Origin of the sequence: Acinetobacter sp. NIPH 2100 (assembly GCF_000369805.1) — a bacterium.
Lineage (GTDB): Bacteria > Pseudomonadota > Gammaproteobacteria > Pseudomonadales > Moraxellaceae > Acinetobacter.
In genome coordinates, this window is sequence record NZ_KB850224.1 from 2,450,131 (window position 1) to 2,466,910 (window position 16,780).

Annotated in this window: 15 protein-coding genes; 6 read left to right on the forward strand and 9 right to left on the reverse strand. The window is 42.0% G+C overall.

Annotated features, from left to right (window positions below; translation table 11 throughout):
- Positions 1–19 precede the first annotated feature (19 nt).
- The 4 genes from cntA to F887_RS06530 all read right to left on the reverse strand — a co-directional run bounded on the left by cntA (position 20) and on the right by F887_RS06530 (position 4,939).
- A complete protein-coding gene (gene cntA / locus F887_RS06545) occupies positions 20–1,135 on the reverse strand; it encodes a carnitine monooxygenase subunit alpha (RefSeq protein ID WP_005295255.1) in 1,116 nt (371 codons plus the stop codon).
- A 64-nt stretch (positions 1,136–1,199) separates the two neighbouring features.
- Positions 1,200–2,153, reverse strand: coding sequence for an alpha/beta hydrolase (locus F887_RS06540; protein WP_005295257.1), 954 nt, complete (start codon positions 2,151–2,153; stop codon positions 1,200–1,202).
- Positions 2,150–3,805, reverse strand: a complete 1,656-nt coding sequence (locus tag F887_RS06535; RefSeq protein WP_171067472.1) for a BCCT family transporter — start codon at positions 3,803–3,805, stop codon at positions 2,150–2,152. The genes F887_RS06540 and F887_RS06535 overlap by 4 nt, the downstream gene beginning before the upstream one ends.
- Before the next feature lie 21 nt (positions 3,806–3,826).
- Complete coding sequence (locus F887_RS06530; protein ID WP_005295263.1) at positions 3,827–4,939, reverse strand: tartrate dehydrogenase; 1,113 nt, start codon at positions 4,937–4,939, stop codon at positions 3,827–3,829.
- A gap of 100 nt (positions 4,940–5,039) precedes the next feature.
- Here F887_RS06530 and F887_RS06525 point away from each other — a divergent pair, with 100 nt between their 5' ends.
- Together F887_RS06525 and F887_RS06520 are read left to right on the forward strand one after the other, a co-directional pair.
- Entirely contained in the window at positions 5,040–6,020 is a 981-nt protein-coding gene (locus tag F887_RS06525) for a LysR family transcriptional regulator (protein WP_005295265.1), read from the forward strand.
- A 75-nt stretch (positions 6,021–6,095) separates the two neighbouring features.
- Positions 6,096–6,929 (forward strand): DMT family transporter, encoded by an 834-nt coding sequence (locus F887_RS06520; RefSeq protein ID WP_005295267.1) that lies wholly within the window; start codon positions 6,096–6,098, stop codon positions 6,927–6,929.
- Between the two features lie 51 nt (positions 6,930–6,980).
- On the opposite strand, the gene F887_RS06515 is transcribed toward F887_RS06520, so the two are convergent.
- The 4 genes from F887_RS06515 to F887_RS06500 form a co-directional block, all read right to left on the reverse strand.
- Positions 6,981–8,165 carry a porin gene (locus tag F887_RS06515; protein ID WP_005295270.1) on the reverse strand — a complete coding sequence of 395 codons (1,185 nt, stop codon included), beginning with the start codon at positions 8,163–8,165 and terminating at the stop codon, positions 6,981–6,983.
- 305 nt (positions 8,166–8,470) lie between these two features.
- Entirely contained in the window at positions 8,471–9,649 is a 1,179-nt protein-coding gene (locus F887_RS06510; RefSeq protein WP_005295273.1) for a cyanate transporter, read from the reverse strand.
- Between the two features lie 24 nt (positions 9,650–9,673).
- A complete protein-coding gene (locus F887_RS06505) occupies positions 9,674–10,135 on the reverse strand; it encodes a nucleoside deaminase (protein WP_005295275.1) in 462 nt (153 codons plus the stop codon).
- A gap of 1 nt (position 10,136) precedes the next feature.
- Positions 10,137–10,823: an ankyrin repeat domain-containing protein gene (locus F887_RS06500; RefSeq protein WP_005295277.1), complete on the reverse strand. Its 687-nt coding sequence runs from the start codon at positions 10,821–10,823 to the stop codon at positions 10,137–10,139.
- Positions 10,824–10,985: 162 nt separating this feature from the next.
- Here F887_RS06500 and F887_RS06495 point away from each other — a divergent pair, with 162 nt between their 5' ends.
- The 3 genes from F887_RS06495 (at position 10,986) to F887_RS06485 (ending at position 13,822) form a co-directional block, all read left to right on the forward strand.
- Entirely contained in the window at positions 10,986–11,843 is an 858-nt protein-coding gene (locus F887_RS06495) for a LysR family transcriptional regulator (protein WP_005295279.1), read from the forward strand.
- A 195-nt stretch (positions 11,844–12,038) separates the two neighbouring features.
- On the forward strand, positions 12,039–12,881 hold the full coding sequence (locus tag F887_RS06490) for an alpha/beta fold hydrolase (protein ID WP_005295281.1): 843 nt from the start codon (positions 12,039–12,041) through the stop codon (positions 12,879–12,881).
- Positions 12,882–12,892: 11 nt separating this feature from the next.
- Positions 12,893–13,822: a metal-dependent hydrolase gene (locus F887_RS06485; RefSeq protein ID WP_005295283.1), complete on the forward strand. Its 930-nt coding sequence runs from the start codon at positions 12,893–12,895 to the stop codon at positions 13,820–13,822.
- A 113-nt stretch (positions 13,823–13,935) separates the two neighbouring features.
- On the opposite strand, the gene F887_RS06480 is transcribed toward F887_RS06485, so the two are convergent.
- Positions 13,936–15,417, reverse strand: coding sequence for a flavin-containing monooxygenase (locus tag F887_RS06480; protein WP_005295286.1), 1,482 nt, complete (start codon positions 15,415–15,417; stop codon positions 13,936–13,938).
- A gap of 349 nt (positions 15,418–15,766) precedes the next feature.
- Between F887_RS06480 and F887_RS06475 the strand changes: the two genes are divergently transcribed.
- The gene (locus F887_RS06475) at positions 15,767–16,762 is read left to right on the forward strand and encodes an AraC family transcriptional regulator (RefSeq protein ID WP_005295288.1); all 996 of its coding nucleotides are present in this window, start codon (positions 15,767–15,769) and stop codon (positions 16,760–16,762) included.
- The last annotated feature ends 18 nt before the right edge of the window (positions 16,763–16,780 follow it).

Consider the following 16,780-nt stretch of genomic DNA (forward strand, 5'->3'; position numbering starts at 1 on the left):
TAATGAGCCTGATACAAAATTATTTGTGATACTGCGCAACAAGATTCTGAAAATAAGCAATACCATGCTCACTGATTCCTGAACGTTGCTTATCGGTCATGATGCGGCCCTGACCTCGATAACCCCGTGATTTCAAGCCACGTTGTACACTTTCAACCAGTTCAAGGTCTTCAGGACGGAAGACATTGCGATACCATTCAATCAAATCTTTCTGATCTTGGGTCAACTCTTCATTGGTAAAGAAAATATCGTAGTGCTGCAAAGTGGTTTCCGCATCCATCGGAAACTCATAGATCACGGTCATGAAATTTGCACCTGGCGGCACGTTAAACATGGTGCAAGGCCACGTCCAGAAACCACTAAAAGTCGGATCTTTGACTGATGGATCAAGCTTGAAAGATTTCTCTGAAGAACGTGCATAACCATATTGCAGCGTCCAATTTTGATGGGTGGTGTGCCAGTATTTATCCACCTGTACCGAGTCTGCAAAACCCGGATGCGCTGGGCCACAGTGATAACATTCTAAATAGTTATCCACGATCACTTTCCAGTTCGCAGGCGTTTCCGTGACAAAACGCGCAGCCAGTTTCAAGTCTTTGATCACAGCACAGGCTTCATTCAGTTTCTGTGCAAATTCAGGCAATTGATCTTCAACACAAGTGGCATTTTCATCCATATTGATAAAAACAAAACCACCATATTCCTCAACTTTTAACGGCACCATGCTTGAGTTTTGCTTGTCGAAAGACTCAACATGATCACAGTTACGTGCCAATGCCAAACTACCATCCAGCTTAAACGTCCATGCATGATACGGACAGGTAATGACATTTTTCGCTTTACCACTGCCACTTAACAACTCATGACCACGATGCGGGCAGACATTATAAAAGGCACGTAATACGCTGTCTTTGCCTCGAATCACGATAATATTTTCACCAATTACCTTACGGGTAATATAGTCATTGGCTTGGGCAACTTCACTGCCATGTGCCACGCAAATCCAGCTTTTCGCAAAAATTTCTTCTTTTTCGCGATCAAATACCTGAGATGAGGTATAGAACACTTTTGGAAATGTCCACGCCACATTTGGGTTTGAACAGAAATCTTCTGGTAATTTTTCAACTGCATTCATGGTTTTACTCCATTAAACTCTTTTGTCCTAACGACCGTTTTATCAAAATTGGCTGATGTTCAAATCACTTGAACATTTGCTTTAACGAACTCAGCATGTGCTGATATAAATCCTGCACCACAGGACAATCACGTACTAAACGTAAACTGCCATGCAGTAATCCTTTGCCGAGATAAAACTCGGCAGCAATATTGGCTTGTTTTAACTTATCCACAAAAATACGCCCGTCGTCACTCAGTGGATCGTATTCAGCAACCGCAACAAAGCTACGTGGCATGTCGGAAAAATCCTGTGCATTCAGTGGCGCTAAACGTGTATCTTTCCAGTCACTTTCATTCGTTGCATATTGTTTTAGGTAATAATGCATTTCCTCTAGCGTGAGTAACGGCGCATGTGCATGCTGCTGGCAAGACGCTGTATCAAAACTGCTGCCCAAACATGGGTAGATCAAGGCCAAACCACAAGCCTGATTACCTGTATGCTGTAGCTGAACCGCCAGTGCCGCGGCTAAATTGCCTCCTGCACTGTCGCCTGCTAACGCAATCTGTGCTGGGTTAATGTTCCAGTCTGCGCCATGCCCGCGTAGCCACTGATAGACCGTTTCACAATCTTCATAAGCGGCTGGAAAGTGATACTCTGGCACTAAACGATAATCGACACTCAGTACCGCAACATTCAGATCACGACATAAATAACGGGTAATAAATTCATGTGAATCCAGATTACCCAGCATCCAGCCACCACCATGTATAAACAGAATACAAGGCCAACCCGCTTCAGGTGCCTCACCCTGTGGTGAATACAACCGAACATTGACGGGATGAGTGGCATGCGCAACGGTTTTATCTTCAATATTGACCGTACCATCACGTGGCAAGGTGTAATGCAGGCACATTGCATCGTAGGCTGCACGAATTGAATCAATATCGTTATCCGCTGCTGAATAAATGCTGCTCCAATACACCAGACTTTGCATTTCTTCGCTTAACTCATAGCGCGTGTTCGGTTGCTGTGTCATAACAATTCCTTTTGACTGCTTTTATGTGCAAGTGGTGTTGCCGCAATATCAATCTGCATCTGTTGATTTGAATCAGTATGCTCAAGGGCTTCCAGCTCACTAAAGCTACTCTGTTCGATCAAATGCGATGGCACCTTGGAATAATCCTCAATCAGCCACTTCACCAAACCATAAGTCTGCACCAGAATAATCACAATAAACGGCAAGGCAGTCACAATCGTCGCAGTTTTCATGGTGTCTAACGGCGCCTTAGAGAAAATCATCGCAATCGGCACCAGTGTTAACATCACACACCAGAATAAACGCGCATTTGGAGACGGATCCTGCCCTTCACGCAAACCGCGGGTACAGGTTGCAGAGACGGCATAGCCAACCGCATCCATATGTGCTGCAAGGAAAATCACCATAATGCCAAGGAATAACCACATCATCAGCTTGCCTGCAGGCAATAAGCCCAACAGTTGACCAATCGCCACTTCACCGCCTTGCTGACTCAAGATTTGCGGGACATTGACCATACCGTGAATAAAGCTATAAACACTGTAATTCTCAAACACACCGAAGATGAACCATAAACCAACGCTACCACCGATGACCATGGCAAGAATCACTTCTTTAATGGTACGGCCTTTTGAGACACGTGTTACGAATAGCGCGACACCTGGTGCATATGAAATCCACCATAGCCAATAGAATACGGTCCATTCACGGGTGAATTTTCCATCCCCCATCGGGTCAGTAAACAGACTCATATCCACAAAGTTGGTCGCCATGAGGCCAAAACTCATCAATGAATTATTCATAATGAATTGGGTTGGGCCAAAGCACAGCACATAGATGGCGAACAGCACCACACCCAAACACACCATATGACTCAAGCGTTGCATGCCTTTATCCATACCGACATAAGAGCTCAGCGCGAATAAGATGGATACCGCTAAAATGATGATGACTTTGGTCATAAAGGTATTTGGAATACCTGTGAGCTGCGACAAAATGTTGGTAAAGGTGACCGCAGTCAAAACCAGTGAAATGGTCAAGGCACCAAACATACACAACAAAAACATCAGATCGACCACACGCCCAACTGGACCCGTTGCTTTAAAACCTGTGACCGCTTCGATCACGGATGCCAAGCTCAAGCCTTTATTTTTTCTGACATGATAGCTGTAGCACAGTGAAATCGACGCTAAGGCATAGATCGACCATGCACTCAAACCCGAGTGAAAGAATGAGTAAGCCACACTGTATTTCAGGGCTTCTGCCGATTCCGGTGCTAAATTTAAACCTGGGGTTTGGTAATAATAAGCCCAGTCCAAAAAACCCCAGTACAAGGTGGAAGACCCAATTCCCGATAAAATGAACATGAAAATCCATGACATCGTGCTGTATTGAGGTTTACCTTCACCGAGCTTGATTTTGCCGTATTTACTGAAAGCCAAACCAAAGGTGAAAATAATTGATAAAAAAGCAAATAAAAGTACTGGCGTGGTAAACACCGAAGTGGTCCACTGCATCCATTTTGCAGCCAGTTGTATTGATTCAGAGGAGTAGATTGCCAAACCAGCCACCGATGTAAATACAACGGCAAGACTGGTGATCGCAAGCGTCTTATCTGTATAAGGTTTTGTAATTTGATTATCCATATCTATTCAATCCATCTTGGATAGTGATTATTCCATCGCGAATAAATCCATTTTCTGCTCAGTCACACAGGATGCAATTGCATCACCCACCTCGTAGGTTTTTGCAGTTCCACCGACATCAGGTGTTTTTGGGCCATGCACCAAAACATGCTCAATCGCCTGCATAATTTCCTGTCCTGCCTGAATGACCTGTTCATCACCATCTGCCAAGAAATCCAGCATCATCGCACCCGACCAAATTGCAGCAATCGGATTGGCAATTTGTTGTCCGTAAATATCTGGTGCTGAACCATGTACAGGTTCAAACAATGATGGAAACTTACGCTCGGGGTTTAAGTTTGCCGAAGCCGCCAAACCAATCGTGCCCGTACATGCAGGTCCTAAATCCGACAAAATGTCACCAAATAAATTCGATGCCACCACCACATCAAAACGCTCAGGTTGTAATACAAAACGTGCCGCTAAAATATCGACATGCTGTTTATCTGCCTTGATTTGTGGATAATGTTTTGCCATTTCATCCACACGTTCGTCCCAGTACGGCATACTCACCGCAATGCCGTTAGATTTGGTTGCAGCTGTGATTTTTTTAGCTTCACGCTGATCAGCAAATTCAAACGCATATTTCAAAATGCGATCGACACCATGACGGGTAAAAACCGCTTCTTGCAAGACAAACTCACGATCTGTGCCTTCGAATGCTTTTCCACCAATCGCAGAGTACTCACCTTCACTGTTTTCACGAACCACATAAAAATCGATATCACCAGGTTGCTTGCCAGCCAGTGGACATTTCACCCCAGGCATTAACCGAACAGGGCGTAAATTCACATACTGATCAAAACGACGGCGGAACTGAAGCAATGATCCCCAAAGTGAAATGTGATCAGGCACCTTTTCAGGCCAGCCCACAGCACCAAAGAAGATTGCATCATATTCCTGCAAGACTTCAAACCAGTTATCTGGCATCATTTTGCCGTGTTCAAGATAGTAATCACAGCTGGCCCAATCGAAGCTATCCATTTGAAGTTGAATGCCATATTTGTCTGCTGCAGCCTTTACAACCTTGATTCCTTCTGGTAGAACTTCTAAACCAATCCCATCACCCGCAATCGTGGCAACTTTATACTTTTTTGCCATAACGCTCCCTTACACCTTTGGTTAATATCCTTAGCTGTAAACATGCTGTTTTCAGCAACAATGATCAATAAGAAAACTATCACCCCAATGGACACGGATCGTGAATAATCTACCTAACCTATCGGATTTAAAGGTTTTTTGCACAGTCGCCAAACGCAAGAGTTTTGTCGATTCAGCTGAGGAGCTGGGTGCTTCACCTGCATTTATCAGTAAACGCATCAACATTTTGGAAACCAATCTCAATTGCAAGCTGTTCCATCGCAGCACTCGTCATGTCAGTTTGACTGAAGATGGCAAACTGATTCTGGATCGAGTCTCGAATATTCTGGATGAATTCGATGAAATTAGTGAACTGGTCAATAACCCCTTAAGCACGCCAACTGGTCATCTCGACATCGTCAGCAGCTTTGGTTTCGGCCGTAAACATGTCGCGCCTATTCTGTCTAAACTGTTGACCATGTATCCAAAACTTGAGATCCAATTCGATACCATCGACAACACCAAAGACCTGATTCAGCACAGCATTGATTTGGATATTCGGATTGGTAATGACATTGCACCGAATATGATTGCCAAAAAACTGGTTTCAAATTTTCGGATTTTTTGTGCAGCACCCAGTTATTTGTTGAAACATGGCATGCCTGAAAACCTTGAGGATTTACGTAACCACGATTGCCTGACCATCAGTGAACGCGATCAATCCTCAGTGTTGTGGAAATTACGTCATATTTCAGAAGATATGTCTGTACATGTGACACCGCGTTTCATTTCCAATAATGGCGAGATTATTCATCAACTGGCAATTGAAGGACATGGCATTATCTTACGTTCCATCTGGGACGTCGCCGATGAACTGATTAGCGGTGAGTTGCAGCATATCTTGCCTGAATACTGGCAAGATGCCGATGTCTGGGCGGTGTATCCTTCGCGTTTGAAAAGTTCATCAAAATTACAGACCTGTATCCTGTTTATTCAGAATGAACTGATCAACCGTTTACAGCATGTTCAGAATTTGACACGTGGGACGCTGATTCAACCGATTGAGCCAATCAATCCAAATACTGAAAAAGTATTTCTATAATCGCGATAAGCTGTCTGCTTTCTTTTTTCAACAACATCATGCACATTAACGAGATCATGAATCGACAGGCAGCCTATGAGTACGGCAATATTTGTCCTTATTTTAATCGCAGCGGCATGTCATGCCACTTGGAATGCCATTGTAAAAGCAGGGACAAATAAGTTTTTAACCACTGTGCTGGTCACGGCCTCAGCAGCAGTTTTAGCAGTGCTATTATTGCCCTTCTTTCCAATGCCGCACAGTGATAGCTGGCCTTATATTTTGACATCAACGGGAATACAAATTCTCTATTTTGGCATGGTTGCCAGAATTTATCGCATTGCCGACATGGGACTGACCTATCCACTGATGCGTGGTACTGCACCACTGATTGTGGCGATTCTAGGCACCTTTTTGCTGCATGAGAAATTACAATTCAACGCATGGCTTGGCATCATCACTATTTCCGTCGGTATCTTATCCATGATCTTGGCAGCCCCAAAAACTGGACGTAAAGGCATTGGTCTGGCCCTACTGAATGCAGTGCTGATTGCAGGTTATACGTTGCTGGATGGTCATGGGATTCGTCTGTCTGGCTCACCCATTGCTTATATCTTATGGAGCTTCGTACTTTCAGGTCTGATCTTTTTTATGTTTGCCTTGAGAATGCAATATCGCCAGATGGGTACATATTTCCGCATGAATTGGCATCTGGGCTTAATCGGTGGCCTTGGTTCATTCTTCTCTTATGGTTTGGCACTTTGGGCGATGACATTTGCGCCTGTTGCCGTTGTAGCGGCACTACGTGAAACCTCAATTCTATTTGCCACACTGATCTCAATCTTTATTCTAAAAGAACGCATCAATGCAATACGGATTATCTCTTCATGTCTCATTTTAATGGGTGCTTTGATTTTAAGAATTGCCTAAACGAAAAAGCCAGTCCATGACGAACAGACTGGCTCATTTTCGATATTGAATTTAGAAATAATAACCCAGCGATAAATAGAACAATTTATTCCATTGATTGCTGTCACCTTGCGCCAGTCCATCTGCGCCACTGCCCGTCATCGGGTCATTACGACTCCAGATATATTCACCCTGTATGCCGACTTTTTTATAGTTAAAATATAGACCTGCGATTAAGCGATCTGAATCTCGATAGCCTGATTCATCTTTATAAAAAAGACTATAAGACACATAAGGTTTAATATTTTCTAACTGATGAAAAGGCTTGGCAAAGGTGTAGTTAATTTCATTGACCATATATTTGCCTTTGTTGGCCACCTGGTAGGGATAATCAAATGCACCAATGGTCGAGCTTTTCGGCAAAACATCGTCTGCATTTTTAATATTCTGCTCACCTGCCAAAAATAGCCATTGCCATGCCTGATAGTTGGTGGTGCTAAAGATGCTCCAAGTACTGCGATGCCCATCTTGATGAGTACGGTTATTTTCCAGTTCTGAATACCAGTAAGAGCCACCAATTTCCGTCGATAAATTCTGCGATTGATCGATATCAAACTTTCTGGATAAACGCGTCACCCACATATTCTTTTCATCAATATCGGTACCTTGGATCACATCATCTGCCCGGACAAAGTTACCGCTATAACGACTTGAATCTTTGGATGTGCCTTTATAATTACCGCCATCGGTTGGATAAAAACCGAGAATGAAATTGTATAGATTGTCCTTAAACTGATACTTCACCCCCAAATTTTGAATGTCTTCCAGTCCAACCGTGTTGAGTAAAGTTTCATAATAACTATTACCCCACAGTCGCCCAAAGCCAAAATCGACCGATTGAAAACCAACCGTAACCCGTTGCTGATCTGAAAATTTATAACCAGCCCAAGCATCTTTTAAAAATAAGGCATCACATAAGCGGTCATATTGGTAGCAACGCACATCCATTGAGGCAATCCAATTCGGATTTTCATAACTCAATACTGCTTTGATATCCGCCAATCGCCAGTCATCGTTCTTGGAGCCTTCATTGGCCTCAACGATATAATCTTTATGAATATAGCGGGTACGGATTGCCCCTGTAAGTTTGAGTTCACCCGATTGTGTTTTCGGGTCACCAATACTTAAATCAGCAGCTAAGATTGGCGTATTTGCCAAGATACCGATTGAACCTAAGAGAAATAGTACTTTTTTCATTGTTGTACGTCCTTGTTTAACCTCATAAGAAAATGAAGAAATTCAAGGTGACAAACAACGGCTAAACTATAAAGTCGGTCTTTACGGAATGTGTTTAATACTGATCGATTAAAGCTTAATAAATAAGTAATATCTATCTACCTTTTTTTAACTTGTGAAATAACATCGAGATAGATGAAATTCTAAATTAAAGTTAAAAAGAATAAGAACGATAAAAACAGCTATAGATATTCAGCAATCCGATAAATAACAATCAAGCCCTGTCTATTTGTTTCCAAAGCCACTGTGGAACTGAGGAACATGTCTCAATGCTTGGAGATCCGTATCACGTTTGCATAATGGATTGGGTCAAGCCGAGTCATGAGTATTGCCACGACCAGTACCATACTCAAGTGCCAAATCCAGCCGGCTGCATACGTTCCAGTCAAATCATGCAATACAGCCACTAACCAAGGCGCCATGGCTGCAAGCAAAAAACCGCCACCTTGCATTAAGGCAGAAAGCTGTCCTGCATGTGCTGGATCGGATAAATGATCTAACACCACAATCATCAACAAAGCAAAACAGCCACCCAAACCCATACCTACGGTTATTGCCCATAAATATGGCAAAGTATCAGGCATGAAAGCCAATCCTGCAAAGCCAATCAGTTGCAAGATAAGTGTTAATCCAACCCACACTCGACGATCTTTGTTTTTACGCGATAAATAAGGTAACAGTAATGCTGCCCCCGCTTGACTCAGCGTCAACACAGCCATCAAATTTCCACTGGCCGTTGCAGTCCAATCCTGTGCTTGAAATGCAGGTGCAAGCCACGCAACAATCGAGCTATAGCCTCCATTAATTAAGCCAAAACAAAAAATGAGCAGCCATGTTCGCGGTTGTTTTAACAGCATCATTACAGCAGGGATTTTTCTTGATTGATGCGGTATTCTCGTCAAAAAACAAGATGCAAAGACGATGGCAAACAGTGCTGGAACAGCAAAAATAGATAGGCCTATTTTCCAGCTACCACTGTTATTTGAAACAACAGGTGCAATCACAGCACCAAGCGCCCCACCACCCATCAACATCGCTGAGTAAAGCCCCATCATTGGACTGAGATGATCCCTAAACTCTCTTTTGATCAAACTTGGAAAAGTCGCTTGCACAACTGCCACACCAAAACCAATGATGGCGGCGGTGAATATTAAAGTCCACCCATTGGGTACAATGAAACGCAATCCACAGCCTAAGAAAATCATTCCCAAAGCACCAAGAATAGCTCGACGCTCACCAATCGCATTAAGTATGGCAGGACCCACAAAAGCGATCAGTCCCATCAGCAACATCGGCACAAGCGTTAAAAGTGCTATGCCTTGTAAACTCAGTCCAGTTGTTGTTCGAATCTGATTTGCCACAGGGCCAATGCTGGTCATAAATGGCCGAAGGTTCAAGCCGACCAATGCCACTGTTGCCACCAAAAACATTCGGTTATTTTGCATGTTCATCTTTTCCCATCACACTGTTCAGGTCATCGATTTCCAATAAGCATATAAATCTGGTTTTTCTTCTATCCGAACTGGAACATAACGAATATCCATCGACTGTTCTGCAAAGGGTTGAGCAAGGTCAGCATAGATCGCTGCTGTTGATAAACCGAATGGCGCACCATCTTCATTGGAATGCGCATAGCTCACAGCCTGAATTCCAGCTAAACGCATCGCTGCCATACACATTGGACAAGGATGTCCACTTGCAAACACAGCACAACCTTCAAGATTAGCTGTACCCAAATATTGACTTGCAGCACGTATTGCCAATAACTCGGCATGTGCTGTTGGGTCATTGCTTTTTAAAATTTCATTGACGCCTGTGGCAATCACTTTTTCCTCTTTCACCACCACAGCAGCAAAAGGACGGCCGCCTTGTTCGCAATTTTGATAAGCCAATTCAATTGCTTGGCGTAGAAAATCTGTTGTGTCTGCCACATTAATGCTCCTTAAATTTTGTTTTCGCACCTGCGGCCAACAATGCTTTCTCAATAGATGTATAGCCACGGGCATGTGCATGCTCAAGTGGCGTTATGCCATCAGCATCTGCAATATTGACATTGGCACCTGCTCTGATCAGTAAATCAACAATTTGCTGATAAGGTTTGCTGCCATTCCCTAAAATGATGGTTTCCAATAACGCAGTCCAACCTAAATTATTGATGTGATCCACATCTACACCAGCAGCGATTAGCGTACGTACAGTTTCTACATGCCCACGTTCAGCCGCAGGAATCAGTGCCGTTCCTCCATAACGATTGGTACTTTTCAGATCTGCACCATGCGTCAGGGTCATATTCAATATTTTTAAATAGCCACGTGCTCCAGCATAAAGATAAGGGCTATCTTGAATCCGATCTTTGGCATTTACATCTGCACCCGCATCTATCAAAAATTGCGCAGCATAGACATTGTTTGCACGCGTTGCGACCATTAAGGCTGTCGCACCCGATGTATCACGGGCATCAATTTGAATCTGATGAGAGAGTAGCCGTTCAATTTGCGCCACGTCATTTCGGGCAGCCGCAGTATGTAACGCATCTTCTTGCATAGGATCTCCTGAAGTTGCGTGACTACATGCCGTCACTGCAAGCGTAAATACCGCGGACATCAATGGTTTGTACATCAAGACCCTCCAAGGATTTACCTGAATAAATGAATAATTGTGCCTAGGATAATCAGATTTATTGATATTTAAAAATTAAATTATTTAATCAAATGTATTAAGATAATGAATAGCTGGATGACTCAAACCACTTAACACAATTGTATTCAATGGCTGCTTTTTATGCTTGATCCGCGCTTACTCCGAGCCTTCGTCACTATTTTTGAAGCAGGCAGCTTTACCCTAGCTGCTGAACGTTTGCACATGACGCAATCTACAGTCAGCCAACAACTCGCCAGATTGGAAGAATCTGTGGGTAAACATTTGATTGATCGAAATGCACGGCCCTTACAACTGACAAGCTCAGGTGAATATTTAATTAGTTACGCACGGCGGATTTTAGCCTTACAACAAGAGGCCCAAAATATTCTTGGTGATCCTGCAGGTACCATCCCAATTCGAATCGGCTTGCCAGAAGATATTATGAATACGGATATGGCTTTGGCATTGAGTGCATTTAGCAAGGAACATCGTACAATTCGACTGGATGTGACAGCAGGACTAAGCCGTGATCTGATGGAGCGCTATCGCAGTGGGCAGTTTGATATTGTTGTGGTTAAAGAAATAGCGGCAAGTTCCGATCATCATGCAACATTTCCAGAACAAATCGCATGGTTTGAAAGTATTGATCACAGCAAAGAATGGACTGATCCCATCCCATTGGTGACCTTTCCTCAAGGCGGACTCTACCGTGAGGAAATGTTTGAACGTATTGAGCGCGAACGCAAACATTGGTATATCGCATTTACCAGCAATAGCTTGGCTAGTGTACTGGTTGGTGTAGAAACGGGTTTAGGTTTATCCCTATTGCCTGTCGCAACAACAAAAGGTCATCGGGTTCGTGAATACCGTACTTTAGGTAAGGCACATCACATGACTGTTTCAATCTACGCATGGGACAAAGATGGCCTTATCTCAAAATTACTGCAACGTATGACTGAAGTACTTCAACAGCGTTTTGATCGATCAAAAGTTGACTGACTAAAACGGGTAAACGATCAAATACATGCAAATTAAACAGTGCATAACTGTCTTTACATGCCAAGCAACATGCTGGATGTGCCAAAAGCATCTCGCATGGCACAAGAAGTTAAATCCCCTTATCCACTGTCAAGACATCCCTGTATCTGCTTACTAAGATTCAATGAAATAGGCTTATTTCATAAGTAGATAAACATGACACATGATACCCAGATGAGATATACCGAATATCGTCGCAATGATTTGTTATTCAACGTGATTGATTCGGGTCCAATTGATGGAAAACCCGTTATTCTTTTACATGGTTTTCCTGAAACAGCACAAAGCTGGCAAGCTACCAGTAAAATTCTTAATCAGCACAGCTTTCGCACCTTTGCAATTGAACAACGTGGCTATAGCTTGACTGCTTCTCCAAAAGGACGTTTTCAATATTCGATTGATGAGCTGGTTGCAGATGTCAAAGCCTTCATTGATTTGTTAGAACAGCCCGTGTATGTCATTGGTCATGACTGGGGGTCGATTGTTGCCTGTGAATTATCACTACAGTATCCAGAATTAGTGAAGCACCTCACTCTCGTTTCTGTTCCGCATACAGGTGCATTTTTAAAGTCGATGCTCAGCAGCACACAAATATTTAGCTCTTACTATATCGGCTTTTTCCAACTGCCTTTTATTCCTGAACTGCTCTTTAAACGAGCGAAATCGCTCAGTCATGTGTTGTTAAAAAATTCAGGTATGAGTGCAGAGCAAATCAGGGACTTCAACCAACATTTCATTCAGGAAAACCGGATTGGCACAGCCATTAACTGGTATCGAAGCATGCCTTTGGCACCTATTGGCTCCAGCTTTAAAAAAGTAAAAGTACCCACCCTATTTATTTGGGGAAATAAAGATATCGCCATTGGTAAGAAAAGTGTAGAACTGAATAAACAGTTTTTTACGGGCCAATATCAAGAAGTGCATATGAATGCAACGCATTGGATTCCTGCCCAAAATGCCGAACAACTCAGCCACTATTTTATGAATGCCGTGAACTAAGGAGAAGTGTTATGCATCCCCAACAACGACTAGAAAATCATTATTTGCACCAACGTCGCGTTCAATTTGATTTTAGCAATACGCCTGAACATTGGATCTATGACAACCCTTTTGCCACTCATTTAATTAATGCTGTTCATTTAATTTTGCCCGTAGGTGAATTATGGATGTGTCGCTCCTTTAATGAAGCACTTCCCTACGTCAAAGATGAAAAGCTTCGTGCCGATGTGAAAGGTTTTGTGCATCAGGAAGCACATCATGCCTCTGCACACAAAGTTGCCCAAGAATATTTACGTCATTATGACTATGATATCGATGGATTTCTTGCATCTTTAGACAACATTTTTAAGCAAATCAATACAGCGCCTTTTGGCTTAACCCTATCCAGTCCCCTAGAGTATCGTTGGCTCACAATTCGCGTAGGTATAGCTGCTGCAGTTGAACATTTCACGACGATGCTAGGAACATGGTGTCTCGATGATCAACCATGGCAAAATAAAACTGCTGATGAAATGATGTCTGACTTAATGACATGGCATTTGGCTGAAGAGGTTGAACACCGCAGCGTGGCTTTCGATTTATATATGCATTTATGTGGCGAAAATAACAAAGCCTTTGCTTACCTGCAACGCCAAACGATTATGCTGGCTGTTGCTCCTCTATTCACCTTCGCCATTTATCATTGCTTTAAGAAACTGGCGCAACAAGACCAGCGTGCAGAACCTTATAAAAACTACGGACTGATTCGGGCATTAAGGCACACAGTGATTGAAAATTCTCGCAGCAAACAAGTGCCGAGTTTTTTCGCGATGATTTCTAGCTTAAGACATTGGGTTAAACCGAGCTATCACCCTTATCATGAGGGAGATACCAACAAAGCACTACAGGTATTAAATCATTCTCCTGCTGTGAAAGCCCTGACCAAACTTCGTGCTAGCTAATCCCTTAAATTAGAAACTTTCCTCTTTTTAGGCACTGATTTAGTGCCTATTTTTTCGACTAGAAAAATATAAAAAAAAGACCTTATATCAATATAAAGTCTTTTCAATATCAATTATTTGAGAAAGGTATAACAATAACTATCAAATTCAGCCATATCATTTTTCATGTACTGCATGGTCCATGGATAATTGGCAACGTTCACTTGATGGCTATCCAGATAATAACTTGCACATCCGCCTTGATTAAATACGGTGCCATTCAGTTTATTTTGCAGTTTCTGGTTAAATTGACCATCTGCAAATGCACTGATTTCAAAACTACTTAATTGATTATCCAACACAAATCGAATTGCTTTAAGTGCATAGTCAATTTGATTTTCAGCTGCAGTAATTAATGAATTATAACTAATACTATTGGGTCCAAGTAACATAAATGCATTCGGTAAATCTTTCACAACACAGCCCTTGTAGGCTTGTACCGTATTTTTTTGCCACGCCTCATCTAACAAAACTCCCTTTTTAGTCACAATCCGTTTGGCAATCGGTGGTTTTGCCACTTCAAACCCTGTTCCCCAAACGATGATATCGACTTGAACTTCTTGACCATCAACCAAAATTCCATTCGGTGTAATTTCCTTTACCCCTTGATTGATCAATTCCACATTATTTGCTGCCAGTGCTGGATAATAGGTATTTGAAAATAAAATCCGTTTGCAGCCCAATGTAAATGTAGGCGTCACTTTGTTACGCAATACAGGATCCTGAATCTGATAATGCATCCAATGAATCAAACCTTTGCCCAATGCGTCTAAAGTCTTTGGTTGATTGACACTTGAACTAAACATATCCATCGAAATATGGGTTAATTTACGAATGGAATTCAGGGTAAATGGTACTTTTTGCTGTAGATTTTTAGAGGTGTTGTTCATCACCATATTCGGCTTCGGAATTACCCACGGTGCGGTTCGCTGAAAAACATAGAGCTGCTTCACGATCGGCTGAATCGCAGGAATAATTTGAATCGCAGATGCGCCTGTACCAATCACAGCAACACGTTTGTTGCTCAGATCAACTGAATGATCCCACTGTGCAGAATGAAAAATATGTCCTTGAAAACGATCTAAGCCAATGACATCAGGTGTGGTCGGTTCACTTAAAGGACCTGTGGCAAAAAAAATAAATTTCGCCTTATATCTTCCATGACTGGTTTCAATCAGCCAAGCCTGTTGTTCCTGTGACCAAGCAGCTTGATGCAGCTCTGTATTGAATAGAATATGCTGATCCATTTTAAAACGTCTTGCGACATCTTTAATATATTGTTGTATCTCTTTCTGTTTTGCGAAAACATGACTCCAATTAGGATTAGGTGCAAATGAATAGGAATAAATAGAAGAAGGTACATCGCACTCACAACCTGGGTAGGTATTCTCTCGCCAAACACCACCGACCTCATGTGATTTTTCAATAATAATAAAATTATTGATTTTTTCTTGCTGAAGTTTAACTCCTGCTGCAATACCTGAAAATCCAGCACCAATAATCACAACATCTAGTGAATAATCATCCACAACTGTATCTCGATCTAAATCTGACATTTCCCACTCCAAACTGATAAAACCTTGTCAGTAGAATCTCTCAATCCTTTTTTAATGAATTGAAAAACATATCTGTGGAAAATAATAAGATTCAGCGCTAAAGGCTTGACCTTGAATGCCACCGTGAAATAACCAAAGTCAAATGAATGAACTACGCTTAAATCATATCTTATTTTATTGATTATTAATGAGAGATTTTGAGATCAAAGCTCATGATTCTGTCCCTTGATGATACAAAAACTTTGAAATGGATCGGCTAAGATAAAGAGGTAAATCAACAACGTTATAGCTGCGATGATTTATCTATAATTGGGTTAAAGGATTTGACTTCAAAACTAGTAGAGTAATTATGACTGAAATTCCAAGTATTCCATCGGTGCTGTTAGAACTCATCGACAAGTATCTACAGCAACAAAATATTTCGAATAGTCAGCTCAATGAACTTATGCAACTGTATGCCAATCAACCGAGAATGCCCTTACACAAATGGTGGAATCTGCTCGAAGAAATCTACCAGCAACACCCGACACCTGTTTTGGGACATTATATTGGTGAACTGTCGGAACCTCACCATATTCATATTTTAGGTTACTTGGCATTATCCAGCCCCAATCTGCTCAGCTTTTTGAATTGTTTTAAGAATTTCCAACCACTTTTACAAAACTCTGCTTCATTTTCCATCGTGCAGAAAGAAGATCGTTTTTGTATGTGCTGGACGCCTGTCGTGCATAAAAATTCTCAGCTTTCAAATGAAGTACTGCTTTCCGGCGTATTGCGTACCATCCGAAAGATTTTACACCAGCCAGATATTCGTCCTTTAAAGATTGAGTTCTCTGCTGTTGCCCCGGCCGATACCACACCCTACCCACAGATCTATGGCTGTCCCGTGAGTTTTGATGCTGATGTTTTAAAATTATGGCTTCCGCTGGAAATCCTGCATTTGCCCATCCCAAGCAGTGATCCACATCTAAAAAAACTGTTGGATCAACAAGCAGAAGCATTACTCAAGAGCATTCCAAATCCTGATACGTTCTTAAAAGATTTACAATTATTGATCGTCAATATGCTCAAAATTGGTGAACCCTCTGCGGAGAATATTGCCAAACAGATGAATCTGTCTTTAAGAAGTTTTTATCGCAAGCTAAGTGGTTATAACCTGCAGTATAGTGATCTCGTAAAAAGTATTCGTTTAGAATTGGCGAAAAGCTATTTGATCAAATCAGAGCTGTCACTCACTGAAATTGCGCTGTTACTGGGTTATGCTGAACAAAGTGCATTTAGCCGAGCCTTTAAACAATGGGAAAAGCTGACACCATCAGAATATCGGAAAAGTCATCTCAGCTAAAAATCTCTCAAAATAAAA

Coding starts and splice junctions, on each gene's coding strand:
- cntA (WP_005295255.1), bottom strand. CDS start 1,135: ATGAATGCAGTTGAAAAATTACCAGAAGATTTCTGTTCAAACCCAAAT.
- F887_RS06540 (WP_005295257.1), bottom strand. CDS start 2,153: ATGACACAGCAACCGAACACGCGCTATGAGTTAAGCGAAGAAATGCAA.
- F887_RS06530 (WP_005295263.1), bottom strand. CDS start 4,939: ATGGCAAAAAAGTATAAAGTTGCCACGATTGCGGGTGATGGGATTGGT.
- F887_RS06520 (WP_005295267.1), top strand. CDS start 6,096: ATGAGTACGGCAATATTTGTCCTTATTTTAATCGCAGCGGCATGTCAT.
- F887_RS06515 (WP_005295270.1), bottom strand. CDS start 8,165: ATGAAAAAAGTACTATTTCTCTTAGGTTCAATCGGTATCTTGGCAAAT.
- F887_RS06510 (WP_005295273.1), bottom strand. CDS start 9,649: ATGCAAAATAACCGAATGTTTTTGGTGGCAACAGTGGCATTGGTCGGC.
- F887_RS06500 (WP_005295277.1), bottom strand. CDS start 10,823: ATGTACAAACCATTGATGTCCGCGGTATTTACGCTTGCAGTGACGGCA.
- F887_RS06495 (WP_005295279.1), top strand. CDS start 10,986: ATGCTTGATCCGCGCTTACTCCGAGCCTTCGTCACTATTTTTGAAGCA.
- F887_RS06490 (WP_005295281.1), top strand. CDS start 12,039: ATGACACATGATACCCAGATGAGATATACCGAATATCGTCGCAATGAT.
- F887_RS06485 (WP_005295283.1), top strand. CDS start 12,893: ATGCATCCCCAACAACGACTAGAAAATCATTATTTGCACCAACGTCGC.
- F887_RS06480 (WP_005295286.1), bottom strand. CDS start 15,417: ATGTCAGATTTAGATCGAGATACAGTTGTGGATGATTATTCACTAGAT.
- F887_RS06475 (WP_005295288.1), top strand. CDS start 15,767: ATGACTGAAATTCCAAGTATTCCATCGGTGCTGTTAGAACTCATCGAC.